Annotated in this window: 22 protein-coding genes; 8 read left to right on the top strand and 14 right to left on the bottom strand. The window is 49.4% G+C overall.

The window, feature by feature from the left end; all coding sequences use genetic code 11:
* Positions 1-51 precede the first annotated feature (51 nt).
* On the bottom strand, positions 52-1440 hold the full coding sequence (rlmD, locus tag G548_RS0108235; RefSeq protein ID WP_022793684.1) for a 23S rRNA (uracil(1939)-C(5))-methyltransferase RlmD: 1389 nt from the start codon (positions 1438-1440) through the stop codon (positions 52-54).
* A gap of 129 nt (positions 1441-1569) precedes the next feature.
* Between rlmD and G548_RS0108240 the strand changes: the two genes are divergently transcribed.
* Together G548_RS0108240 and G548_RS0108245 are read left to right on the top strand one after the other, a co-directional pair.
* Complete coding sequence (locus G548_RS0108240) at positions 1570-2067, top strand: GNAT family N-acetyltransferase (RefSeq protein WP_022793685.1); 498 nt, start codon at positions 1570-1572, stop codon at positions 2065-2067.
* 14 nt (positions 2068-2081) lie between these two features.
* Positions 2082-2807, top strand: coding sequence for a potassium channel family protein (locus G548_RS0108245; protein WP_022793686.1), 726 nt, complete (start codon positions 2082-2084; stop codon positions 2805-2807).
* Here G548_RS0108245 and G548_RS0108250 read toward each other — a convergent pair.
* Positions 2795-3319, bottom strand: a complete 525-nt coding sequence (locus G548_RS0108250) for a GNAT family N-acetyltransferase (RefSeq protein WP_342664630.1) — start codon at positions 3317-3319, stop codon at positions 2795-2797. The two genes, G548_RS0108245 and G548_RS0108250, sit on opposite strands and share 13 nt — an antisense overlap.
* A gap of 172 nt (positions 3320-3491) precedes the next feature.
* On the opposite strand from G548_RS0108250, the gene G548_RS0108255 reads away from it, so the two are divergent.
* The 4 genes from G548_RS0108255 (at position 3492) to G548_RS0108270 (ending at position 7256) form a co-directional block, all read left to right on the top strand.
* Positions 3492-4472 (top strand): aldo/keto reductase family protein, encoded by a 981-nt coding sequence (locus G548_RS0108255; protein WP_022793688.1) that lies wholly within the window; start codon positions 3492-3494, stop codon positions 4470-4472.
* A 132-nt stretch (positions 4473-4604) separates the two neighbouring features.
* Positions 4605-6128: an acetaldehyde dehydrogenase ExaC gene (gene exaC, locus G548_RS0108260; protein WP_022793689.1), complete on the top strand. Its 1524-nt coding sequence runs from the start codon at positions 4605-4607 to the stop codon at positions 6126-6128.
* A 40-nt stretch (positions 6129-6168) separates the two neighbouring features.
* Positions 6169-6540 (top strand): DUF779 domain-containing protein, encoded by a 372-nt coding sequence (locus tag G548_RS0108265; RefSeq protein ID WP_022793690.1) that lies wholly within the window; start codon positions 6169-6171, stop codon positions 6538-6540.
* Between the two features lie 143 nt (positions 6541-6683).
* A complete protein-coding gene (locus G548_RS0108270) occupies positions 6684-7256 on the top strand; it encodes a GNAT family N-acetyltransferase (RefSeq protein ID WP_022793691.1) in 573 nt (190 codons plus the stop codon).
* A 24-nt stretch (positions 7257-7280) separates the two neighbouring features.
* On the opposite strand, the gene G548_RS0108275 is transcribed toward G548_RS0108270, so the two are convergent.
* Positions 7281-8168, bottom strand: coding sequence for a diacylglycerol kinase (locus tag G548_RS0108275; protein WP_022793692.1), 888 nt, complete (start codon positions 8166-8168; stop codon positions 7281-7283).
* Positions 8169-8284: 116 nt separating this feature from the next.
* Complete coding sequence (locus tag G548_RS0108280) at positions 8285-9220, bottom strand: helix-turn-helix domain-containing protein (RefSeq protein WP_022793693.1); 936 nt, start codon at positions 9218-9220, stop codon at positions 8285-8287.
* 439 nt (positions 9221-9659) lie between these two features.
* Here G548_RS0108280 and G548_RS0108290 point away from each other — a divergent pair, with 439 nt between their 5' ends.
* Positions 9660-9971: a hypothetical protein gene (locus G548_RS0108290; RefSeq protein WP_022793695.1), complete on the top strand. Its 312-nt coding sequence runs from the start codon at positions 9660-9662 to the stop codon at positions 9969-9971.
* Positions 9972-10044: 73 nt separating this feature from the next.
* Positions 10045-10632, top strand: coding sequence for a GNAT family N-acetyltransferase (locus G548_RS17715; protein ID WP_022793696.1), 588 nt, complete (start codon positions 10045-10047; stop codon positions 10630-10632).
* Between the two features lie 19 nt (positions 10633-10651).
* Here the strand turns inward: G548_RS17715 and gatB are convergent, their stop codons facing one another.
* The 10 genes from gatB to purD all read right to left on the bottom strand — a co-directional run bounded on the left by gatB (position 10652) and on the right by purD (position 24338).
* Positions 10652-12088, bottom strand: coding sequence for an Asp-tRNA(Asn)/Glu-tRNA(Gln) amidotransferase subunit GatB (gatB, locus tag G548_RS0108300; RefSeq protein WP_022793697.1), 1437 nt, complete (start codon positions 12086-12088; stop codon positions 10652-10654).
* 16 nt (positions 12089-12104) lie between these two features.
* The gene (gene gatA / locus G548_RS0108305) at positions 12105-13562 is read right to left on the bottom strand and encodes an Asp-tRNA(Asn)/Glu-tRNA(Gln) amidotransferase subunit GatA (RefSeq protein ID WP_022793698.1); all 1458 of its coding nucleotides are present in this window, start codon (positions 13560-13562) and stop codon (positions 12105-12107) included.
* A 17-nt stretch (positions 13563-13579) separates the two neighbouring features.
* The gene (gatC, locus tag G548_RS0108310) at positions 13580-13870 is read right to left on the bottom strand and encodes an Asp-tRNA(Asn)/Glu-tRNA(Gln) amidotransferase subunit GatC (protein ID WP_022793699.1); all 291 of its coding nucleotides are present in this window, start codon (positions 13868-13870) and stop codon (positions 13580-13582) included.
* 110 nt (positions 13871-13980) lie between these two features.
* Positions 13981-15183 (bottom strand): CamS family sex pheromone protein, encoded by a 1203-nt coding sequence (locus G548_RS0108315; RefSeq protein WP_022793700.1) that lies wholly within the window; start codon positions 15181-15183, stop codon positions 13981-13983.
* Between the two features lie 137 nt (positions 15184-15320).
* Positions 15321-17324: an NAD-dependent DNA ligase LigA gene (ligA, locus tag G548_RS0108320; protein ID WP_022793701.1), complete on the bottom strand. Its 2004-nt coding sequence runs from the start codon at positions 17322-17324 to the stop codon at positions 15321-15323.
* Between the two features lie 14 nt (positions 17325-17338).
* Positions 17339-19561, bottom strand: coding sequence for a DNA helicase PcrA (pcrA, locus tag G548_RS0108325; protein ID WP_022793702.1), 2223 nt, complete (start codon positions 19559-19561; stop codon positions 17339-17341).
* A 72-nt stretch (positions 19562-19633) separates the two neighbouring features.
* Positions 19634-20320, bottom strand: a complete 687-nt coding sequence (pcrB, locus tag G548_RS0108330) for a heptaprenylglyceryl phosphate synthase (protein WP_022793703.1) — start codon at positions 20318-20320, stop codon at positions 19634-19636.
* Between the two features lie 227 nt (positions 20321-20547).
* A complete protein-coding gene (locus G548_RS0108335) occupies positions 20548-20862 on the bottom strand; it encodes a YerC/YecD family TrpR-related protein (protein WP_022793704.1) in 315 nt (104 codons plus the stop codon).
* 115 nt (positions 20863-20977) lie between these two features.
* Positions 20978-22720, bottom strand: coding sequence for an adenine deaminase C-terminal domain-containing protein (locus tag G548_RS0108340; protein ID WP_022793705.1), 1743 nt, complete (start codon positions 22718-22720; stop codon positions 20978-20980).
* 370 nt (positions 22721-23090) lie between these two features.
* The gene (gene purD / locus G548_RS0108345) at positions 23091-24338 is read right to left on the bottom strand and encodes a phosphoribosylamine--glycine ligase (RefSeq protein ID WP_022793706.1); all 1248 of its coding nucleotides are present in this window, start codon (positions 24336-24338) and stop codon (positions 23091-23093) included.

Genomic DNA, 24338 nt, shown 5'->3' on the forward strand with positions numbered 1-24338 from the left:
GTTTTTTAGTATACTGTTGAGCGGCCGGTATGCTTTCTGCATCGTTCCCTCTTACTTTCTCACTAATTTTGTGGCTACTTCCACATGCGTTGTCTGCGGGAACATGTCCACCGGCTGGGCCTCTACAACCTCGTACCCGCCTTCCACGAGATGCTTTAAATCCCGGGCGAGTGTCGCCGGGTTACAGGAGACGTATACGATACGTTCGGGAGATACCTCAAGCATTGTATCCAGCAGCTGTTCGTCGCAGCCCTTCCGCGGCGGATCCACAACAACGACGTCCGGGCGCAGCCCGTTTGCTTTTACCCACCACGGCATCACTTCCTCTGCTTTTCCTGTCGCAAAGGTTACGTTATCAAAGTGATTCAGCTGGGCGTTTCGCTTTGCATCACTCACGGCCTGCGGCACTACCTCCACGCCGTACACCTGCCGGGCTTTTTCTGCGAGAAACAGCGAAATGGTACCAATGCCGCAATAAGCATCAATGACCGTTTCATGACCGCGCAGGTCTGCGTACTCCAGCGCTTTATCGTACAGCGTTTTTGTCTGGACCGGATTCACCTGGTAAAAGGACCGCGCGGAGATCGCAAACTTCACGCCGCCAATGTGATCGTAAATGTAGTCTTCGCCCCACAGCGTTTTTGTCTTATCGCCAAAGATGACATTCGTGCGTTTTGTATTCACGTTTTGAACGATGCTTGCGGTATCCTTTACTTCGTCTCGAACAGCTTCGATAAACGCCTGTTCGTCCGGAATTTTTTTGCCGTTTGTAATAAGGACGATCATCAGCTGGCCGGTGGTCGGTGCGTAACGCGTTACGACGTGTCGGAGAAAGCCGCGTCCACTTTCTTCATCATAGGCGCTCATGCCAAACCGGCCGGCGATATCCTTTACCTGCTGGACGGCAGCGTCGTTTTCCTTCTGCTGAATAATGCACTCATCCATATCAATAATGTTATGTGTACGCTTCTGGTAAAACCCTGCTTTCAGCCGGCCGTCCTCTTTTACACCGATCGGCACCTGGGCCTTATTGCGGTAGCGCCACGGGGCCTCCATGCCGATCGTATCACGGACCGCTGCTTCGTCGAGGCCGCCAATCCGTTCGAACGCATCCTTTACCTGTTTATGCTTATAGCGGAGCTGGGCATCGTAGGTCATATGCTGCAGCTGGCAGCCGCCGCATTTTACGTAAATCGGGCACGGCGCTTCCGTGCGTTCACTGCTTTCTTCAAGAACGGTAATAAGCTTTCCAAAGCCGTAGCCTTTTTTTGTTTTAATCACCTTCGCCTCTACGCGCTCGCCGGGCAGGGCGTACGGAATAAACATCGCATATCCGTCGATTCTCCCGACTCCGTGTCCTTCATGGGTTAAATCTTCAATTGTCGTCTCTATTAATTCATTTTTTTCTACCGGGGCTTCCGGCTTATTTTGCTTACTCATTATTTCGTTCCTTCCGTTCATTCTAGTCTGTCAGCAAAATTGTAACACAGGAGCGGTTTGGCGTCCGTCTGTTCGCACGCTATAATGTAGGAATACACAAAGCAAACAGCTTGGAACGGAGAGATACATATGAATATTCGGCTGATCGAGCCGCCCGATGCCAACGATCACCTGGCGTTTACGCAGCAGCTCGATAACGAAACTTCGTATATGCTGCTCGAGCCGGGGGAGCGCAGGCCTACGGCCGAACAGCACCAGCATATGGTGAACGAGTTTATTATGAAGGATCATCTTGTACTGTTTATTGTGGAGGATGCGGGTGCGGTCGTTGGACACGCGATGGGCGTCGGGGGCAGCACCACCCGTAACTGTCGGACCGCCTCTGTCGTTATCGGCATCCTGCCGGCCTATCACCGCCTGGGCATTGGCAGCCGGCTGCTCGGGCGTATCGAAGCGTGGGCTGTAGAACGAAGCCTCCACCGCCTGGAGCTGACCGTAATCGAAGAAAATACGGGAGCGCGGGCCCTCTACGAACGCTTTGGCTTTCAGGAGGAGGGTGTCAAAAGAAATTCGCTTTTTGCCCACGGAGCGTATGTTAACGAAATAATGATGGCCAAGCTGCTGTAGAAAGGAGCAACACTGTGCGTATTTCATTTGAAGCGATTTATGAGCTGATTCTTGCCGCTCTTCTAATATTTTCTTTAACGGTGGATCTGCCGCCGGATCAGTCGCGGGCACTCGATATATTTATTTACGTACTCTTTGTGATTGATTTTGGCGTCCGCTTTGTTGCGAGCGACAATAAGTGGCAGTACATTAAAAGCAACCCGCTCGAGCTGATCGCCATTCTGCCGCTCGGGGAAATTTTCCGAGCTGCCCGGCTCGTTCGTCTCTTAAAAGTTCTGCGTTTGATTGTACTTTTCAGTCGGAAGCATTCTCCGTTCGACGTGTTTTTTTCTAAATACCATATAGACAGAGCTGTCATTATTGTCGGCGTGCTCCTGTTTGCGGCCAGTCTTTCCATGCGCTGGATTGAACCTGACTTTCACACATATGAGGAGGCCCTATGGTGGGCAATTGTCACGACTACCACAGTCGGGTACGGAGATTTTTACCCCGTCACCACTGCCGGCCGGATTATTGCAAGCATTCTGATGATCGTCGGCATCGGCCTGATAGGCGTGATCACCGGAACTGTAGCAGCCTTCTTCTCTCAGAACCAACGCACGCTGCCACCCGAAGCCCGGCACGTCCAGGAAACGCTGAACCGCTACCCGAAGATTACACCCAAAGAAATGGATGACATGATTGCTTCACTCGAAAAGTGGAAGGAGCGCTACAAAAAAGAGGAAGATCAATCATCATAATTGTCTTCCTCTTCCACGCCGACCACCTGGCTGCGGCGCTCAAGCAGCACCACGTCGCGCCAGCGTCCCTGCATTTTACCGATACGCTCCCGTACACCTACTTCACGGAATCCTTTACGCCGGTGAATGCGCAGGCTGTAATCATTTTCAGGAAAAATGCCGGCCTGAAGCATCCAGTAGCCTTCTGCTTCTGCTTTTTCAATTAATGCTTCCAGAAGCGTCCCTCCTACACCCCGTCCGCGCTCATCCTGGTGAATGTAAACACTCGTCTCGCCTACGCCTTCATATACTTCCCTTCCGGAAATCGGCGCAAGGGCGGCCCACCCAATCACTTTTTCAGTCGTACTGTCAATGGCAACGAGCCGGCACGCCAGGTCATGCGTCGCTGACCACAGCTCCCATGATGGTGCCTCCGTTTCAAATGTCGCATGCTCACTCATGATTCCCATTTCATATATGTCCCGGACCTCGGGCCAATGCTCCTTTTGCATCCTTGTTATGTAATAGTCCACGTACATCTACCCCTTATCCTGCTTTTTTTCCTAGAATAACATACCTGTTTTTCTTTTGTTTGTTTCATTGCCCTCCTGCAGATTGTTTACAATTTCATAAACAAAGGAATAATTCTGAAGTAACCTGTCTCTTTGCCGCAGTGCATTATACTTATGAAAAGGACGTGTTCGCATGAAGTATCGTCGATTAGGAAACTCCGGGGTAAAAGTAAGTGAAATCGGCCTTGGCAGCTGGCTTACCTACGGCTCCTCCGTGGAGGATCAGACCGCCGGGAATATTATCCACCACGCGTATGAAAACGGCATCAATTTCTTTGACACAGCGAACGCCTATAACCGTGGCGAAGCGGAAAAGGTCGTAGGCAAAGCTTTAAGCTCCTACAACCGGGACAGCTACGTGCTTGCTTCGAAGGTATATTTTCCGATGGGAGACGGACCGAATGACCGCGGACTCTCCCGTAAGCACATCATGGAGCAGTGCGATGCCAGCCTGCAGCGGCTCGGTACGAATTATATGGACCTGTATCAGTGCCATCGCTATGACCCTGACACTCCGCTCGAAGAGACGCTGATGGCGCTTGATGATCTTGTTCGCCAGGGTAAAATTTTGTACTACGGCTTCAGCGAATGGTCCGGCGCCCAGATCAGCGACGCAGCACATATTGCCGATAAACGAAACCTTCACCGGCCGGTATCGAACCAGCCGATCTACAATATGCTCGTACGCTACATTGAAAAAGAGGTGCTTCCGATCAGCGAACGCGAAGGGCTCGGACAGGTCGTCTTTTCCCCCCTCGCCCAGGGCATCTTAACCGGTAAGTACCGTCCGGGCGAGCAGCCTCCGGCTGACAGCCGTGCTGCCAATTCAGATATTAATTTTGCGATGGAACGCTTCATGGACGACCGCATTCTCGAAAATGTCGTCAAATTGGAGAATTTAGCCCGTAACGAGCTCGGCGTCAAGCTTTCCCAGCTCGCCCTTGCCTGGATTCTCCGTAAGCCGGGCGTAAGCTCTACAATCGTCGGAGCGAGCCGTCCCGAACAGCTTGAAGAAAACTTAAAAGCTGCAGAGCTGGAGCTTCCGGACAATCTGCTTGATGAAATCGACAGCACCCTTCAGGAAATCGAACATGTTACCTCGGGGCTTCATTAAATACTTTCCCGCCGCACTCGGCGGGATTATTTTTATATACAGAACTTCTATATTTTCTTTATTTTTAAATGGTGCTATAATGAACTTGTGTAAGCGTTTCCAATTTTTCTCTAATACGAAGGAGGATTTTGTATGAGATACGACGCACCAAACACCCCTGAAAGCCTGGTACATTTTAAAAACAAATACGACAACTTTATTGGAGGCGAATACAGGCCGCCGGCCCAGGGCGAATATTTCGATAACGTCAGCCCGGTTACCGGTACCGTTTTTTGCCAGATTGCCCGTTCAACGAAAGAGGACGTTGATGCGGCAGTGGCAGCAGCAAATAAAGCGAAAGAAGCCTGGGGCAAAACGTCCACGACAGAACGCTCCAATATTTTAAATAAAATGGCGAACCGGATGGAAGAAAACCTTGAAATGCTTGCCGTGGCCGAAACATGGGAAAACGGCAAGGCTGTCCGGGAAACGCTGAACGCTGATATACCGCTTGCCATCGATCACCTGCGCTACTTTGCAGGCGTTATCCGTGCCCAGGAAGGAACGATTGGACAAATTGACGATGATACCGTAGCGTATCATTTCCACGAGCCGCTCGGCGTCGTCGGCCAGATTATCCCGTGGAACTTCCCGATCCTTATGGGCATCTGGAAGATCGCTCCGGCGCTTGCTGCCGGCAACTGCATCGTGCTAAAACCGGCCGAGCAGACACCAGCGTCGATTTACAAAGTGCTTGAGCTCGTCGAAGACCTTCTGCCGCCGGGCGTTCTGAACGTAGTGAGCGGATTCGGGGTTGAAGCCGGCAAACCGCTTGCCCAGCATGAGGGCATTGATAAAGTGGCATTCACCGGGGAAACGACGACCGGCCGCCTGATCATGCAGTACGCTTCGGAAAATATTATTCCGGTAACGCTCGAGCTTGGCGGCAAATCGCCGAATATTTTCTTTGAGGACGTCATGGCTGAGGACGATTCGTATCTCGATAAAGCGATCGAAGGCTTCGTTATGTTTGCCTTGAACCAGGGGGAAGTGTGCACGTGCCCATCCCGTGCTCTCATTCAGGAATCCATTTATGACAAATTTATCGAACGGGCCATTGAACGCGTCAAAGCCATCAACGTCGGCCACCCGCTCGACACCGACACTATGATGGGCGCCCAGGCCTCCAAGGAACAGCTCGATAAAATTCTTTCGTATCTCGATATTGGAAAGCAGGAAGGCGCGGAGGTTCTCGTCGGCGGCGAAGCAGCCCAGGTCGACGATGAAGACCGTTCGCAGGGGTATTATGTACAGCCGACCGTATTTAAAGGCCACAATAAAATGCGCGTGTTCCAGGAAGAAATCTTCGGACCAGTGCTGAGTGTAACTACCTTTAAAACGAAAGAAGAAGCGATGGAAATTGCCAACGATACGCTGTATGGACTTGGCGCCGGTGTATGGTCCCGCGATATGAACACCGCGTACCGGTTCGGGCGTGCGATCCAGGCCGGCCGTGTATGGACCAACTGCTTCCACGACTACCCGGCTCATGCAGCCTTTGGCGGCTATAAAAAATCGGGTATTGGCCGGGAGAACCATAAAATGATGCTCGACCATTACCAGCAGACGAAAAACCTTCTGGTCAGCTACAGCGAACAGCCGAAAGGATTCTTTTAAGAATCCGCTGGCCGGAAGCATTTAAAAAGGAGGATTTATCATGGCAGTAGAGCGTGTAACCGCTACTGACGCTGCCCTTGAACTGATTAACCGACTGACAAAGCGACACGGCCCGTTAATGTTTCACCAGTCCGGGGGCTGCTGCGACGGCAGCGCCCCGATGTGCTATCCGGAAGGTGACTTTAAAACCGGCAACAGTGACATGTATATGGGCGATATTGGCGGGGCCCCGTTTTATATGTCGAAGGATCAATTTGAATACTGGAAGCATACGCAGCTGATTATTGATGTTGTCGACGGCCGGGGCGGAATGTTTTCTCTTGAAGGTCCGGAGGGCAAACGATTTTTAACCCGCTCACGTGTATTTTCTGAGGAAGAACGTACAGAGCTCGAACAAAATTCTACTGTTTAAACGTCCAGGCATTCTGCATTTGCGCAGAATGCCTTTTTTCTGCCTCGTGTGCCTATTGTCATTTCGGGTATTTCTTATTATTCTATAATTAACAAAGAAATAAGCACCGTTTGAGGGCGCGCTACAGTAAAGGATGAAGGCCTATGCATCATTCATCAACATCACCATTCAGACCCTTCCCCACCCTGGAGACGGCAAGGCTCCGGCTCCGGGCCCTGCGTTATTCAGACCTTGAAGATATTTACGAATACGCCTCCAACCCACTTGTCTCCCGCAACGTTCTGTGGGACACCCACAAAAGCCGCGGGGAAACAAAAGATTTTCTGGATATCACGATGAACTCCTATAAATACGGTGACCGGGCGCCGTTTGGCATCGAACGCAAGGATTCCGGAAAAGTAATCGGCACCATCGATTTTGTGCATTGGGACCGTGGCCATGCCAACGGGGAAATTGGCTACACGCTCGCCCCGGACCATTGGAATCAGGGATTCGGCTCGGAAGCAGCACGGGAAATTATCCGCTTTGGCTTCGAAGACATGGGCCTGCACCGAATTGAAGCCCGGTGTTTTATCGAAAATACAGCCTCAGCCAAGGTGATGGAAAAGGTCGGGATGGTACATGAAGGCACACTGCGCCGTTCCTTGTTGATTCAGGGGGAACGGCGGGATGTCATGATCTACGCAATTCTAAAAACAGAATGGAAAAATAATTAAAACAGCCGGCGATGCGGCTGTTTTTTACGGACAGAACAATTCAATATGCTGGTATAAATTTTCAAACGTCGCCGGCAGATGGCCGCCGTATTCCCCGTCGAGGTTCAGCTGCATGTCTTCTTCTGCCTCTATACGAAGCTGTTTTGCTTTAAAATATTTGATTTTAGGATTCTCGAGATGCCTGCCGCGCAATGCCTGGCGAAGCAGCTGACTGAATTCAAACATCGTCATCTTCTGTACGATCATCACATCAAAATAGCCGTCATTGTACTCTGCCTGCGGAAGAAGCTTTTCAAAACCGCCGACGGAATTGGTGTTGGACACAAGAAACATTGTAATTTCTTCCTCAAGAAACTTCCCATCGTATTCAACAGTGGTCATCTGCGGATGCAGGGACCAGAATTTCTCAAACCCTTTAATAAAATAGGCAGCCTGCCCCAGCGCCGTTTTCAGGCCCTTTGGAGTATCATAGGTGAGCTCCGTCAGCTTTCCGCCCGCAGCAATATTAATAAAGTACGAGCCGTTCGCCTTTCCTATATCAATACCCTGGGTGCGTCCGCGCGCAAATACATCGCAGACCTCTTTAATTTCTTTTCCCTGCAGTCCAAGGGCACGCGCAAAATCATTCGTCGTTCCGGCAGGAATAAGCCCTACCTTCGGGCGCCACTCCTGTTCGGCGATTCCGTTAATGACCTCAAAAATCGTGCCGTCCCCACCCGCAGCGACCACAGCTTCGAACCTGTCCTCGGAGGCGCGGCGTGCCTCATCCCGGGCATCCCCTTCCCCACGGGTCATAAATGCCGACGTTTCGTAACCCGCCTGCTCCATCCGGTCTAATATATAAGGCATCTGCCGCTCCATCTGTTCTCTTCCGGACGTTGGATTGTAGATCACTCTTGCTCGTTTTCGCATATTATAACCCCTATTACATCGAAGATTTCAATTCATTTGTATAATATATAAAAGAACTATCTTTTTCTCTCATTGTTACATGCGTTACTAATTAATTGTATACTATTGTTAATTCATTAAACAGTAGCGGTTGTAGGGTCGATACTACCAGGTTGAAAATATGGACGCTGCGCCAAAGCGGCACGCTGAAAACGCAGATAGTTTTGGAGAATAAAGTCATAAAAAATTGTCTGTCCTTTTTCTTCTAAATAAAATAAGGATTTCTCCATACAACGAAGCGCTTCTTTTATATTACCTAAATAGTACAAACATATTCCTTTTTGATAATATAATTCTCCCAGTAAGTATAATGATTCTTGCTCATATACGTTTTTAATTCCTTCATCAACAACTTTCAACCCTTTTTTAAATTTATTAGAGTTTGCATAAACTACACATGTATTAAAATATATTTTTGTTTGCATCGGCCCCCATTGATCTATAGGTAGTTTTTTATACAAAGTTCTTGCTTCGTCAAAATATTTAACTGCTTTATTAAATTCTTTTGTGTCCATATAAATAGTGCCAAAATTTATAATAATACCTATGTCTTCTTCTGTAATACTCAACGTTTCCGTCTTAAGGTCTCTAGCTAATTGCAATAATTCTAAGGCTTCTTCTTTTTCATTTGTTAATTTAAAATGTAAAATAGCTCTTTTCCATAATAAAAACTTTTTGTGCACTGGCTTTCTGAAAAGAGGGTTTTTTAATTCCTCTCTTATGATATTCATAGCCTCAATAAAATCATAGTCACGGATTAACTTATCAATTTTATCTTTAGTGTCCCGAATATAATTAAATCGTGGAGCTTCATGATCGTCAAAAAAATAACTTATCTTAACCCCTAATTTTATAGCTATCAAATTTAAAATTTCCGCAGTCGGTTGCATTTCATCTCTTTCAATTTTAGAAATAGCTTTTTGTGAACATATACTTTTAGCTAGTTCACTTTGGCTAACTTCATAGTATTGTCTTAGGTCCTTAAGTTTTGTACCCAAAGTTAATGTTTCCATAACAACCTCCAGTTAAGTACTATAGTTCTTAACATTTCTATTGTATCATGAATACTGGATCTTAAAGCAGTTAATCACCTCTAAAGCCCGAATTCGCGGAATACACTTTTTTATTAATTGTGTAATAATATGGATAGAGCTTGATTAACTAGTCTTTAGGAGGAATGCAGTAATGTCCAAAGCGTATTTGTGTAAAATAGCAACTTTTGCCATAATGGCATCATTTGCAGCTGCTACTGGGGATTTCCAAACTCTAGTCAACCTGCCTGGAGTAGCTTAATATCTAAGTTCTAAGTGTAAACCGTCACTCTCGACACTTTTCACACCATTAACCAAGCTTACCCCTGTTATATTTTTTGTATCCCTTGCAGTTTAGCTGGCAGGGGATTCTTTTTGATTACTTATTGCTTGACCATTCATCGACACAGGAGGCCCGGCCATGCATTCCGACCAACATATTGCTTATTTTGTAGATCAATTTTTACACCAGCTGGATCACGCGGATGATCCGGCTAAGCTCTGTGAGCTCCGCGACCGTGTTTTTGAACAGGGGACTCTTATCGGTACCCGCCTCCCTTACATTGAAATGATGGGCACACTTTGGTATAAGCGCCCTTCTATCCTTCAGGAGGCGCTTGAGGATGAGCCTGTCTGCTACGGAGTTTTGGTTGATACGTTTGAGCATATTTCTTCGAACCAGTTTGTATATATGCGCTGGCGGCTGCACGAATGGGCCAGGCTTTCTGCCTAAACAGAAAAAGAGTTATATTCAGCTGATTATCGGGAAAATACTCTCCACCTATAGTTTACGGAGGGGATAAAAAATGGCTGAGTTTACCGTGGATTCCCAAATATACCTTCGCCCGTTTAAAGATCAGGACGCCGCCGATTATCTGCAGCTGGTGGAGGATAATCGTTCTTACCTGCGACACTGGCTCCCGTGGGTGGATAAAACGCGTGAGCTGCGCGATGTACTCCGTTTTTTTGAGCACCGGGCCAGACTCGCCCGTCGCGGCAAATCCTACACGTTTGGCATCTGGTACAAAGGCAGACTCGCCGGGGCGATCAGCTTCAACCACGTGTACCGGTGGACCCGGCGCACCGTTATTGGCTACTGGCTCGCCGCTCCTTTTCAGGGCAAAGGCATTATGACCCGGGCAGTACAGACATTGACTGATTACGCCTTTCGGGATATTCATCTCCGGCGTGTGGATATTTGTGTTGCTCCGGACAACCGGCCCAGTCGTTCGATCCCGGAGCGCCTCGGCTTTGAAAAATATAAATATGTGCGCAATGCCGAATGGCTGTATGACCATTACGTCGATCATGTCGTCTATACCATGCGCTCGCGTTTTTGGTTTCCGGCCATCCTCGGTACTGGTATAGAGCATACAAAAACCCCGCAATTTTAACGTTGCGGGGTTTTTCGTATTAGCGCTGTTCCATGCCTTCAAGAATTAAAGAGTTCACCATTTGCGGGTTGGCTTTCCCCTTCGTTTCCTTCATCACCTGGCCGACCAGGAAGCCGAGCGCTTTATCTTTTCCGTTTTTGTAGTCTTCGATCGACTGCGGATTGTTATCGAGTATACCATCGACGACCTGCTTAAGTTCTCCTTCATCGGAGATCTGCATAAGTCCTTTGTCTTTTACGATCTGTTCCGGATCGCCGCCCTGCTCCATTACATCTGCAAAAACCTGCTTAGCGATTTTGCTTGAAATGGTGCCCTTTTCAATGAGTTCAATCAGCTTGGCGAGCGACTGCGGGGTGAGCGCCGTCTCTTCAATATCCATATCGTTATTGTTTAAATAGCCGCTTACCTCGCCCATCAGCCAGTTGGCTGTGAGCTTGCTGTCCGCTCCGGCATCCACAGTTTCCTGGAAAAAGTCCGCGATTGCTTTGGACTGCACCAGCACTGATGCGTCGTATTCGGAAAGACCGAAATCCTCAATGTAACGCTTCTTCCGGGCGTCCGGGAGCTCGGGAATTAATGAACGGATTCGTGATTTCCAGTCTTCGTTGATATAGTACGTAACCAGGTCCGGCTCCGGGAAGTAACGGTAATCGTCCGAGCCTTCTTTGATACGCATCAGAACAGTTTCTTTTTTCGCGTCATCCCACCGGCGCGTTTCCTGCAGCACTTCCCCGCCGGCAAGCAGTTCTTTTTCCTGACGCTCTTCTTCAAACGCCAGCCCTTTTTGCACATTCGTAAACGAGTTCAAGTTTTTCAGCTCAGTTTTCGTACCGAATTCCTGCTGGCCTGCCGGACGGATGGAAATGTTCGCATCACAACGGAGCGATCCTTCTTCCATTTTGCAGTCGGACACGTCGGTATACTGCAGAATCGCCTTTAGTTTTTCCAGATAGGCGTAGCCCTCCTCCGGTGTCGTAATATCCGGCTCGGACACAATTTCAATCAGCGGCGTCCCGACGCGGTTAAAATCGACAAGAGAGTGTCCTCCGTCTTCATCGTGCGTGAGCTTTCCGGCATCTTCTTCCATATGAATACGGGTGATACCGATACGCTTCCGCCCGTTTTCTTCTGTTTCAATGTCAATCCAGCCGTTTTCTCCGATCGGCTGGTCAAACTGGGAAATTTGATAAGCCTTAGGATTGTCTGGATAAAAGTAGTTTTTCCGGTCGAATTTCGTTTCTGCAGCAATGTCGCAATTCAATGCGAGCGCTGCTTTCATGGCGAAGTTAACCGCCTGCTCATTCAAAACCGGCAGCACTCCCGGATGGCCCAGACAGACCGGGCACGTATGCGTATTCGGAGGAGCACCAAATTCGGTTGAGCAGTTGCAGAAGATCTTTGTGTTTGTTTTTAACTCTGCATGGACTTCGAGTCCAATGATTGTTTCAAAGTTCATGGTCCTGGTTCCTCCCCTATAATTCCGGTCTGGCTTTATGGTGTTCAGTTGCCTGCTCAAAAGCGTGAGCAACTGTATAGATCGTTTCTTCAGCAAACGGCTTGGCTATAATCTGCAGGCCTACCGGCAGATTGTCCGAGAAGCCGCAAGGCACTGAAATCGCCGGAATGCCCGCCAGGTTTACAGGAATAGTCAGAATGTCGTTGGCGTACATGGTGAGCGGGTCATCGAGCTGTTCCCCAAGTTTAAACGCGGTCGTCGGTGCTGTCGGCCCGACGATGACGTCATAGTCGGCAAATACTTTTTCGAAATCCCGGCGGATGAGCGTCCGTACCTGCTGAGCCTTCTTGTAGTACGCATCATAATACCCGGCGCTCAAAGCAAAGGTTCCAAGCATAATCCGGCGCTTTACTTCTTCGCCGAAGCCTTTGCTTCTGGTTTCTTTATACATTTCCACCAGGTCCTTCGCGTTTTCATCGCGGACACCATAGCGGACACCGTCAAAGCGGGCCAGGTTGGCTGAAGCCTCTGAAGAAGCAATCAAATAGTATGCGGCAACTGCGTATTTTGAATGCGGCAGGGAGACTTCCTCCCATACAGCGCCCTGCTCCTCCAGAACTTTCAGAGCTTCAAGCACTCGCTGTTTAACGCCTTCATCCACACCTTCTCCGATGTATTCGGACGGCACACCAATTTTCAGGCCTTTGACGTCCTTGCCAAGTGCTTCTAAATAATCTGGTACCTGCACGTCTGCAGATGTTGAGTCGTTCTCCGAATGGCCGGCGATCTGCTGCAATACATAAGCATTATCTTCCACCGAACGGGTAAGCGGCCCAATCTGATCGAGAGAAGAAGCAAATGCAACGAGACCGTACCGGGATACGCGGCCGTAGGTAGGCTTCAAGCCGACAACTCCGCAGTAGGACGCCGGCTGGCGGATGGATCCGCCCGTATCAGACCCTAACGAAAACAGCACTTCGCCGGCTGCCACAGAGGCTGCCGAACCACCGCTTGAGCCGCCTGGAACGTATTCAGTGTTCCACGGATTTCTCGTTTCCTGCACACCGGAGTTCTCTGTCGAGGATCCCATGGCGAATTCGTCCATGTTCAGCTTCCCGATGGTCACCGTCTCTGCCTCTCCAAGCTTATCCATCACGGTCGCATTATGAACCGGATCAAAGTTTGCAAGCAGCTGGCTCGCGCAGGTGGTCCGCAGGTCCTCGGTGATAATATTGTCTTTAATGCCTGCTGGCATGCCAAACAAAAACGGTACCTCGCCGCCGTTTTGTATCTGCTTGTCGAGCTTTTCAGCCTGCTCGAGGGCCCGGTCTTCATTTAACGTTAAAAACGCTTTTACGTCTGTGTCTACTTCACGAATACGGGCAAATGAAGCTTTCACCAGTTCGGCGACAGTTACTTCCTGGTTTTTTAATTTCGTATGTAACGACGCTACACTTTCTTCCAAAATGGACATACGTTATCTCCCTTCTTTTACTCCAGCACGGATGGTACTTTGACCAGGCCGTCTTTTTGGTCCGGAGCATTTTTTAATGCTTCCTCCCGGTCAAGCGATGGTTGAATAGTGTCTTCACGCAGTACGTTGTGAATATCCAGTACGTGGGATGTCGGCTCCACGTCAGTCGTATCAAGTTCATCGAGCTGTTCAGCAAAACCAATGATCGCATCAAGCTCTTCGGTCAGCTTTTCCACATCCTCGTCTGAAACAGAAAGTCGTGCCAGATGGGCCACGTGCTCCACGTCTTCTTTTGAAATATGAGCCATCAGTTTTTCCTCCTTTAAATGCTTCTGTCGTTCTTCTGTCGTGACAATACTCTGATCATATCAAAGAAAAAGGAAAGCGGGCAACTGTGCCCACTTCCCGCGCTCACAAATTACTCATTGTATACGTGAACGTACATATCTTCTCCCGGTTCTTTTGTAATTAACGCTTCCTGGCCGGCAGAGGAATTAATATTTACTTCAACTTCAAGACCGTCCGGAAAAATGTCTTCTGTTTTATCCGCCACGTGCTGGGTAAAGGCAATAATTTCTGTTTTACTGTAAAACTGAATTGGGATATCAATCGTCAGGCTGTCGAGTTCGCCGTTGACGTAATGACCCTCTCCAACCACACCGACTGTAGTATCAAAAAAGCTGTTCACTTCATTACTAAACTCATCAAACATTTCGGAATCCGAACGGTTATTTTCCTCTGCTTCCGAGGACGGGAACAGATAGTTTGATTCATTTAACTCATTCCAGTTTCCGGGTTCCTGTCCCGGATCAGCCATACCAGTGGCAATAAACGTTCCCGGCACGCTCGAATCCCGCGGCGCCTCCTGAAAGACAGTAAACATAATCGGTACTTCTTCAATCCGATCCGAATTCTCACGTTCATCGTTCCGCAGACGCTCGGTAATTTCTTCTGCAATACGCTGTGCATCCTCGAGAGCATTCTCTTCACTGATGGACTCCTCAAGCCACGGGCCGTATGTACCGTCTTCATATTCTTCGCGGAAGTAATATGTTTCATTCATCGAAAGCCCGATGACAATACCGCCAAGCTCAAGGCCGTCGCTCCCCTCTTCCATATAATTATGTTCAAGCAGATTAGACATGGTTCTCGGCTCGCCGCGCTCGCGCTCCTCAAAGCCGTCTCCTTCACTGCCGGCAAGCGGCGGATTCAGCCCTCTCGGCCTCGTGGTCGATTCCCCGTCGCCTTCTTCGCCCTCCCGGAGCAGCCAGTTGTTTAACTCACTGCGTTCAATGAGCTGGCCTTCCCGGAAGTAATAGTTGTCCTGGCTGAACTCCTCCGAAGCAAGCTCCTGCATGCCTATTTCCATCCGCTCAAGATCAAAGCGATTATAAACAATGGAATTGCTGAGTCCCCGGGATTCACCTGTGACATACTGGCCGTCGTCAGTGAGTACCGCCCGGTAGTACTCATCCAGACTTGGAATGCCGGCACTAAGCGACAAATCTTCTTCTGATTCCGGCTGAGAGTTCTCTGATTCAGATTCCTCCCCGCCAAACAACCCGCACCCTGATAATGCAAACACGGAAGCAGCTATAATAAAGCCGGCTCTTTTCCGCATGATATCATTTCCTCCATTCCCGGCGTTTCCTTCCAGTTATTTTCTCTCTTTTGTGTGTCCAGAGATTTACAGTTTTTCTTTCTACTCTCTATCTTAGAAGGTATGCCCGAGTGAAACAAGCTACTTTTATCTTCTTTTTATTCACTTGTCTGTTCAATTAACTGCTGTTCATTCCAAACAGCAATATTCAGCTCTCTTGCTTTTTCCAGTTTAGAGCCGGCTTCTTCTCCTGCCACCACGATATCCGTATTGCTGCTGACGCTGCCGGTGACTTTTCCGCCCAGCGCCTCGATACGTTCTTTGGCGTCCTTGCGGGTCAATTCCTGCAGTTTTCCGGTAAGAACAACCGTTTTACCACTAAACGCTGTATCTGTTGCCTGTTCTGATTTCCGCGGCCCTTTGTATTCCATATTCAGCCCAAGCCGGCGCAGCTCTCCAAGCAGTGTCGAAACGTTCTCCTGCTCAAAATAACTGACAATGGAGTCCGCCACCTTCTCGCCAATGTCATAAATGGCAAGAAGCTGCTCTTTATCTGCCTGTTCAAGCGCCTCCATCGTACCGAATTCTTCCGCCAGCGTCCGGGCCGCCTTAGAGCCGACAAACCGGATCCCGAGGCCGAACAATAAGCGTTCCAACGAATTCTCTTTAGACGATTCAATCGCTCTCAAGAGATTATCAACGGATTTTTCCCCCATACGCTCAAGCTCAAGCAGCTCATCCCGGTCGAGCTTATAAATGTCTTCAATACCAAAGACTAATTGATGCGAAAACAGCTGCTGAATCACCTTTTCTCCGAGACCATCGATATTCATCGCTCCCCGGGAGACAAAATGAATCAGAGCTTCCTGGAGCTGGGCCGGGCAGTTTGGATTCATGCAGCGAAGAGCCACCTCCTCTTCGAGACGGACAAGCTCTGTCCCGCAGGAGGGGCACTCGGTCGGCATTTCAAATTCCCGTTCGTTTCCTTCGCGGAGTTCTGTCAGTACCCGTACAACCTCTGGAATAATATCCCCGGCTTTTTTGATGACAATCTGGTCCCCGAGCTTGATCCCCTTTTCCCGGATCAGGTCTTCATTGTGAAGCGAGGCCCGCTGCACCGTCGTTCCCGCCACCTGGACCGGCGTCAGCTTCGCCGTCGGGGTCACCACCCCGGTACGTCCAACGCTTAAAATAATATCCTCGAGCGTCGTCACCTTTTCCTCTGCCGGGAATTTATAGGCTGTCGCCCAGCGCGGACTTTTTGCCGTAAATCCGAGGTCCTCCCGCTGGCCTAAGTCATCCACTTTAATCACGATACCGTCAATTTCATAGGAGAGCCCGTTGCGATTTTCCGTCCAGTAGTCCACAAATTCCAGCACCTCTTCGATGGTCTGGCATTTCTTTGTTTCCGGATTCACTTTAAATCCGAGCTGGTCCATAAAATCAAGCGACTCGGCGTGCGTATTTACGTCCAGCTCATCGTCGTTACCGGCACCGTAAAGGAAAATATCCAGGTTCCGCTTGGCCGCAATTTTCGGATCAAGCTGCCGGAGAGATCCCGCAGCTGCGTTGCGCGGGTTGGCAAACGGCTCTTCTCCGTTTTTCTCCTTGTCTTCATTCAGGCTGAGAAATGAGCGCTCCGGCATAAACACTTCCCCTCGCACTTCAATGTCCACCGCTTCTTCAAGACGCAGAGGGATTGCCCGGACCGTTTTCAGGTTGTGGGTAATATCCTCCCCGGTAGTACCGTCGCCCCGGGTGGCCCCAAGGACAAAGCGCCCGTCTTCATAGGAAAGCGATACGGCCAGCCCGTCAATTTTCAGCTCACACACATACTCCACGTTATCGCCGGTCACCTGGCGTACCCGCCGGTCGAAGTCCCGTACATCCTGTTCATTGAACACGTTTCCGAGGCTCAGCATCGGAATCCGGTGCTGCACCTTGCGAAAGCCCTCCAGGGGGGCTCCCCCGACCCGGACCGTAGGAGAATCAGGAGCCTGCAGATCCGGAAAGTCATTTTCAAGTTGGATCAGCTCCTGCAGCCGTTCATCGTATTCCGCATCCGGCACGATCGGATCGTCTTTTACATAGTAATAGTAGCCGTACTTATCCAACAGTTGTCGAAGCTTCTCCACACGTTCTTCTGCTTGCTTTCTCTCCATCGGCTTCGTCCTTTCTACGCTTTTTCAATCGGGGCAAACGTGGCCATCAGCCGCTTGACGCCTTCGCTCGGAAAGGCAATGTCAAGCTCCATGTCATTGCCTTCGCCGCGTACGCTGACCACGGTACCGGTTCCCCATTTTTTGTGCTTCGCTTTGTCTCCAATACTCCAGGCAAGGTCACTGCCTCCGCTTGGCGTCGGTGCTTTGCTTTCCCGGGGCGCAGCCGTAGCAGCCTGGCGCTTGCGTTCAAATGGGGAAGCTGTTTTTCCACCGGCAGGAGCCTGCTGCTTTTCCTCGCGGCCGGAGATCAACTCCTGCGGAAGCTCCTGAATGAACCGCGACATTGGATTTGCCTGCGTTCGTCCGTACTGCATCCGCATGGAGGCGTGGGTCAGGTGAAGCTCCTGTTCGGCCCGGGTCATTCCAACGTAGGCGAGTCTGCGCTCCTCCTCCATTTCTTCGGGCTCAAACAGTGAACGGTTGTGCGGGAATATTCCTTCTTCCATCCCGATAAGAAATACCGTCGGAAACTCCAGTCCCTTGGCGGAGTGCAGGGTCATCATCGCTACCTTGTCCCGTACGTCTGTGTCGTCATTTTCGTTCAAATCAGCTACGAGCGCCAGGTCTGTTAAAAATGAAATTAATGATTTATCCTCACTCCGTTTTTCAAACTCCTGCGCTACTGTCATAAATTCTTCGAGGTTTTCAAGGCGGCTCTGTGACTCAAGCGAGCGTTCATTTTTCAACGCTTCCCGGTAGCCGGTTTTCTCCAGCAGCTCTTCGACCAGTTCAGTCACCGAAAGGTAGTCCTGCATCTGCATCCAGTGCTTCATCTGCTCGGCAAAGGACTGCAGCTTTTTGACCGGCCCGGCACCGAGACCAATCTGGTCGGCCTCCTCCAGGGCATGGATGAGGGAAATATCCTGATTCGCAGCGTATTTTGTCACCTTCTCCATCGTAGAAGCTCCGATGCCCCGTTTCGGTACGTTTACAATTCTCCCGAGACTGATGTCGTCGTCCGGATTCGCGACTGTCCGCAAATAGCCTAGAAGGTCCTTAATTTCTTTCCGGTCGTAGAACTTGGTGCCGCCGATCATATTGTATTCAACGCCTGATTTGACAAACATTTCCTCAATCACACGGGACTGGGCATTCGTCCGGTATAAAACGGCAATATCACCGTGGCGTATATCCTTCTTTCTCGTAATTTCTTTAATTTTATCCACTACGTAATACGCTTCGTCGCGTTCATTGGAGGCCTGGAAATAGTAGATGTTTTCCCCGTCCGGATTCGACGTCCAAAGCGTTTTTTCTTTTCGGCCGGCATTGTTTTTAATCACTTCATTTGCCGCGCGCAGAATCGTTTTCGTCGACCGGTAGTTCTGCTCGAGGAAAATAGTGACCGATTCCGGGTAGTCACGCTCAAAGGAAAGAATATTTTGTATATCGGCTCCGCGCCATTTGTAGATGGACTGGTCTGAATCCCCTACCACACAGAGATTGTGGCGCTTTGCTGCGAGCATGTTCACGAGCATATACTGCGCCCGGTTGGTGTCCTGGTATTCATCCACATGAATGTACTGGAATTTCCGCTGATAAAACTGCAGCACCTCCGGTACGTCTTCAAACAGCTGGATTGTCTTCATAATAAGGTCGTCAAAGTCAAGAGCATGGTTGTTGCGGAGCCGGCGCTGGTACTCTTTATACACATCCGCTGCAATTTCTTCGAACGGGCCTTCCGCTCTTTCTTCAAACTGCTTCGGCGTTTCGAGTACGTTTTTATTGGATGAAATCATGCCAAGAATCGCCCGTGGCTCAAATTTTTTCGAATCGATGTTCTGGTCTTTTAAAATCTGCTTGATCACAGACAGCTGGTCGCTTGAATCCAGGATCGAAAAGTTCCGGTTATAGCCGATCCGGTCGATATCCCGGCGGAGAATACGGACGCACATCGAGTGAAAGGTCGACATCCAAATGTCCTCAGCAACCGGGCCGACAAGTTTGCCGACCCGCTCTTTCATTTCTTTAGCTGCTTTATTTGTAAAAGTAATCGCAAGAATCGCGTAGGGCGGGATCATTTTTTCTCTGATTAAGTAAGCAATCCGGTGGGTCAACACCCGGGTTTTTCCGCTTCCCGCCCCGGCCATGACCAGCAGCGGGCCTTCTGTATGCTGGACCGCCCGTTTCTGCGGCTCGTTCATTCCGGATAACATGCGCTCAATGATTTGTCGCTGCATGATGCCACCGCCTTTCATAAGTATTAAGGAACATATGTTCCTATTCAGTATACCGGATATTTGTGCTTCACGCTACGGTCTGACCGCCTTGACGGTCTGGACTGCTTTTTTAATGTCTTCATACACAATGTCTCCGACTACGATGGTGTCTGCGTAAGCAGCCATTTCCGCTGCCTGGGCCTTCGAACGGATACCGCCGCCGTAAAAGAGCCTTGCTTCTTTTAACGTTCTGCGTGCTTCCTCCACCATACGCACATCGCCGTAAGTACCGCTGTATTCTATATAAAAAATCGGAAGATGAAACAGCCGGTCCGCCATCGCGGCGTAAGCTTCAATATCTTCGTCTGTTTGTTCCGTCATAGCCTCTGTTAACGCCGCTGCCTTAGCATCCGGATTTAAAATGCAGTACCCTTCTGCGAGCACTTCCTCCTGCTCGAGGGCCGGGCCCATTTCCTTCAGTGCCTGCTGATGCAGCCCGGTAATCCATCGTGCATCCCCGGCATTTAACACCGTTGGCACGAGGTAGCAGTCAAAGCCGGGCGTTACAGCCTCTATATTTGAGATTTCAAGCGCACACGCGACCGGAAACCGCCGCACCCGGGCCAGAAGATTCAATGTGTTATCGAGGGTAACCCCGTCGCTACCCCCCACAATGACCGCGTCTGTTCCCGACTCACATATTTGTTCTAAATCTTCGTCGCTGATCGTCTTCGCGGGATCGAGCTTAAAGACATGTCTCCATTCCGAATATGATAGCATCCTGACGTACTCCCTTTATGCAAATAGATAAGCTCACACAGGCTTTCATTTGAAGCTTCTAATACCTGAAACGGCCAAATACCCAGGGCCTTTCCGCTTTTTGTTCCTCAGTCTTTCATTATACCAAATCCACTGCCGTTACTAAATAAACTTATTCGGTTTCCCCCGCAAAAAAACTCCCATCCGGCAGGCCGGCGGGAGTTTTATACGCGTCTGTCTGTTACGCTCTATTGTGAGTCCTGTTCCTGTTTTTCATCATGCACACGGTCGAGAGTCATCTGGTAACTGTCGTTTCCATAATTCAGGCACCGTTTTACACGTGATATCGTCGCGGTGCTTGCACCGGTTTCCAATTCAATCTTGTGATACGTATATCCGTGCTGAAGCATTCTTGCTACTTCAAGCCGCTGGGCAAGTGATTGAATTTCATTAATCGTGCATAGATCGTCAAAAAATTCATAGCACTCATCGATATTTTTTAACGAAAGGATCGCCTGAAAGAGCTGATCGAGCTCTTTGCCCCTTAATTTGTCAATCTGCAACACACTACACTCCTTTTTGGCTACGTGACAGACGAAGGTATTTATTCATAAATCGACGCGCAAAACAGTTTCATCCAAGCTGAAACTAGCTGATATCAGTACCTGCTTTTACAGTTTAACGCATAATGGCAGGAAAGAGTACCATTTTTTTATGAACATCATATATGCCTTTTTGCGTAACCCTGATGTATGGGAGATGAGTCGCTGCAAAAAATAAGAGAGAATAAATCGGATCCTCATGCGGATAGCCCCGACTCTTCAGCGCATCCACCATTTTTTCATGCTCAACAATAACCTCTTCCATCGGCTTCGAGGACATCAGGCCGAAAATGTCCAGGGAGATATGCTCCACCACTTCCCCGTCCTCGACCAGAAAAATGCCGCCTTTATTTTTTATCAGCTCTTCGGCTGCTTTTTCCATGTCTTCCTTGTGCTTGCCGATCATAATAATATCGCCGTTGTTATTAAAGGAGGAGGCAAATCCGTCCACCCTGGTCGCAAATCCTTTTAATATCGTATTCACCCGCCAGTTTCCGTACCGGTCAATGACCATGAAAAAGGATTCATCGTGGGTTTTCCACAGCTCATCATTGTTTGCTTCAATGCCGACGTGATAGGGCTTTAAAATAACGGAATTCATCAATTCAATTCCCATTGGCATCGAAAAGTGAAAGTCACTGTCCTTTAATTCCCAGTCAATTTCAAGCGGCGTGACGCCGTATTTCTCCCATTCAAACGGCTTTTTCGGATACAGGTTCGTTTCATCCTTGTACACCCACTGCCCTTTAGCAAGCACGGCTTCAGGCTTAGGCTCGCGCTTGTCCGATAAAATATTCAGGTGGGCAAGCCGCCCCGGTGCGATCATGCCGATTAAATTGTCGAGGCCCAAATGAACCGCAGCGTTGTACGAACCCATTTCATATGCATCGATTTCGGGGACGCCTTTGTCCAGGCAAATTTGAATGGTCCGGTCAATAACACCTTCCTTGTAAAAGGCAGGCGTAGATCCGTCGGTATTCAGTGTGAAACGGCGAAAGTCCGTAATTCCGGCTTCAAGCAGCCCTTCGATCATATCCGGAAGATCCGGGCGGATCGAAGAGTAGCGAAGCGAGGTAACAAGTCCCGCATCCAGCCGGCGCAGTGCTTCTTCTGCAGTCATCGCTTCGTGCTCGCCGTCCACGCCGAGTAGTGCCATCTGCGTAATCGTCGATACTGATGAACCCGGCAGATGGCCTTCTATCGGCTTATTAAGCTCCTTGGTATACTGCATCCAGTGCAGGATCGTATCGTTGCCGGTCATTACTTTAGGCCACGAAGTCAGCTCTCCGCCCTGGACGACGAGCGGATGCTCCAGCCAGTCCTTCATGTTCGACGGCGAAAACCACCGGTCTTCTTCCTCAAGCTCCGTCTGGGAGTCATACCGGGCCCACCAGAACATGGATGTGGGAAGCTCCCCCAGGTCTTCAATGGCAGAGAGCGCCTGGTATTTTTCCATATTTAAAAACAAAAATAAATTGTCGTTCACAAGCGTCGTCGTTCCGCGTACAGACGCATACTCCGCCAACGTCTGCGGGCTGTACAGCTGGAACGGGTGGGCGTGCGGTTCAATATAACCTGGCACCACCCATTTTTCACTGCAGTCGACGATTTCTGAACCGTCTGTTTTCTCCGGCCATTCAGGCCCGGCGTACATAATACGGTCGTCATATATCCATATGTTTCCGCGCGTCCAGCTTTTTCGGGCACTATTTAAGTACGTTGCATCTTTTAAAATAATTGAGGGAGCTGTTTCACCCCTCATCACGGAAAGATGCTCTCTCAATGTTGATTTGCTCCAATGATACAGCTTATTTGCCATTCAAACATCTCTCCTCCTGCACACAGTTCGTTGCTCGATTTCATTTTCCCTATCATATCACAAATGTAAACGCTTTTTTATATTTTCAGGTGACAATTTTGAAACGTTTTCCTTTTTTACAACTGTTTTCATATTTTCACAAAAAATAGTGAAACAGTTTTAGGTAATTGTCAGAATTCACTTAAAATTTTAGGAAATTTTATTGAAGAGGCGATAAAACTGTACTAATATTTTCATCCTGCTTATTGTAACAGACTCCTGCATGCAGGAAAAAGAAAATGGCAGGAAATATAACATAAAATTCACATTTACTTTGCAAAATTCATAAAAAAACTGCTTCTGCTGACGGCAGAAACAGTTTCCTTTTTCACTATTGCAGCGCCCGAAAGCCAATATCGGTGCGGTAAAACAAATTATTCGTATCGAGTTCCTTCATTTTTTCATACACCTGTTTTTTCGCTTCTCCGAGAGTCGCAGCTTTTTCTGACAGCAGCAGCACCCGGCCGCCGCTGTTTACATATACGTCGTCCTTTTTTTCCACTCCCGCGAAAAAAAGAAGCGGGCTTTCCGGCACACGGGCGATGGGAAGGTTCTTTTCATAGCTTCCCGGATAGCCTTTAGAGGCGGCTACTACCCCGAGGACAGCTTCTTCTGACCATACAGGCTCTGGCTTTTCTCCGTCGAGGAGGGCTGTCAGAAGCTCCGCCAGGTCCGATTCAAGCCGGGGAAGCACGACCTGCGCTTCCGGATCGCCGAACCTTGCATTAAATTCAATCACCTTCGGCCCAGCAGATGTCATCATCAATCCGGCATACAGGACACCAGTGAACGGCGCACCTTCCTGCACCAGGCCGGAGGCTGCCGGCTGGAGCACTTTTTCCACTGCTTCATCGATGTCTTTTTGTGTAAACTGAGGCACGGGGCTGTAGGCACCCATCCCTCCAGTGTTGGGACCTTCATCGTTATTATAGGCGCGTTTGTGGTCCTGCGCAGCCACCATCGGCACCACCATTTCGCCGTGTACAAAAGCCATCAAAGACAACTCTTCACCCTCCAAAAACTCTTCAATGACTACTTCGGCCCCCGCTTTTCCGAACTTATGGTCTTTGAGCACTTCTTCAAGCGCCTGCAGCGCTTCTGCTTCGGTCATTGCCACGGTGACCCCTTTGCCGGCAGCCAGGCCGTCTGCTTTAATGACAATCGGCGCTCCCTGCCTGCGTACATAAGCTTCTGCTTCTTCGTATGCTGAAAACGAAGCATAGGCACCGGTTGGAATATGGTAGCGCTCCATGATTTCTTTCGCGTACGACTTACTTCCTTCAATCATAGCTGCTTTCTCGCCCGGACCGAATACACGCAGGCCCTCCTGCTCAAAACGGTCGGCAAGCCCTTGTAACAGAGGGGCTTCCGGTCCGATCACGGTCAGCTCCACCGCCTTTTCTTTCGCGAAGGCCACGAGGCTTTCCTGATCGGTTTCTGCTATGTTCACGCATTCTGCGTAATTCACCATACCGTCGTTGCCCGGTGCTGCATATACCCGGTCCACGCTTGCGCTTTTTGCAAAGGCATAAGCAAGGGCATGCTCGCGGCCCCCTGCTCCTACTACTAAGACATTCAT

The sequence above is a fragment of the Marinococcus halotolerans DSM 16375 genome (assembly GCF_000420725.1).
GTDB classification, from domain to species: Bacteria; Bacillota; Bacilli; order Bacillales; family Marinococcaceae; genus Marinococcus; species Marinococcus halotolerans.

What these genes read in the sequence shown, in the direction of transcription:
- G548_RS0108280 (WP_022793693.1), bottom strand. Translation starts at nt 9,220, where the DNA reads ATGGAAACATTAACTTTGGGTACAAAACTTAAGGACCTAAGACAATAC.
- gatB (WP_022793697.1), bottom strand. Translation starts at nt 12,088, where the DNA reads ATGAACTTTGAAACAATCATTGGACTCGAAGTCCATGCAGAGTTAAAA.
- gatC (WP_022793699.1), bottom strand. Translation starts at nt 13,870, where the DNA reads ATGGCTCATATTTCAAAAGAAGACGTGGAGCACGTGGCCCATCTGGCA.
- exaC (WP_022793689.1), top strand. Translation starts at nt 4,605, where the DNA reads ATGAGATACGACGCACCAAACACCCCTGAAAGCCTGGTACATTTTAAA.
- pcrA (WP_022793702.1), bottom strand. Translation starts at nt 19,561, where the DNA reads ATGCAGCGACAAATCATTGAGCGCATGTTATCCGGAATGAACGAGCCG.
- G548_RS17715 (WP_022793696.1), top strand. Translation starts at nt 10,045, where the DNA reads ATGGCTGAGTTTACCGTGGATTCCCAAATATACCTTCGCCCGTTTAAA.
- purD (WP_022793706.1), bottom strand. Translation starts at nt 24,338, where the DNA reads ATGAATGTCTTAGTAGTAGGAGCAGGGGGCCGCGAGCATGCCCTTGCT.
- G548_RS0108270 (WP_022793691.1), top strand. Translation starts at nt 6,684, where the DNA reads ATGCATCATTCATCAACATCACCATTCAGACCCTTCCCCACCCTGGAG.
- ligA (WP_022793701.1), bottom strand. Translation starts at nt 17,324, where the DNA reads ATGGAGAGAAAGCAAGCAGAAGAACGTGTGGAGAAGCTTCGACAACTG.
- G548_RS0108275 (WP_022793692.1), bottom strand. Translation starts at nt 8,168, where the DNA reads ATGCGAAAACGAGCAAGAGTGATCTACAATCCAACGTCCGGAAGAGAA.
- G548_RS0108265 (WP_022793690.1), top strand. Translation starts at nt 6,169, where the DNA reads ATGGCAGTAGAGCGTGTAACCGCTACTGACGCTGCCCTTGAACTGATT.
- rlmD (WP_022793684.1), bottom strand. Translation starts at nt 1,440, where the DNA reads ATGAGTAAGCAAAATAAGCCGGAAGCCCCGGTAGAAAAAAATGAATTA.
- G548_RS0108340 (WP_022793705.1), bottom strand. Translation starts at nt 22,720, where the DNA reads ATGGCAAATAAGCTGTATCATTGGAGCAAATCAACATTGAGAGAGCAT.
- G548_RS0108240 (WP_022793685.1), top strand. Translation starts at nt 1,570, where the DNA reads ATGAATATTCGGCTGATCGAGCCGCCCGATGCCAACGATCACCTGGCG.
- G548_RS0108255 (WP_022793688.1), top strand. Translation starts at nt 3,492, where the DNA reads ATGAAGTATCGTCGATTAGGAAACTCCGGGGTAAAAGTAAGTGAAATC.
- G548_RS0108315 (WP_022793700.1), bottom strand. Translation starts at nt 15,183, where the DNA reads ATGCGGAAAAGAGCCGGCTTTATTATAGCTGCTTCCGTGTTTGCATTA.
- G548_RS0108290 (WP_022793695.1), top strand. Translation starts at nt 9,660, where the DNA reads ATGCATTCCGACCAACATATTGCTTATTTTGTAGATCAATTTTTACAC.
- pcrB (WP_022793703.1), bottom strand. Translation starts at nt 20,320, where the DNA reads ATGCTATCATATTCGGAATGGAGACATGTCTTTAAGCTCGATCCCGCG.
- gatA (WP_022793698.1), bottom strand. Translation starts at nt 13,562, where the DNA reads ATGTCCATTTTGGAAGAAAGTGTAGCGTCGTTACATACGAAATTAAAA.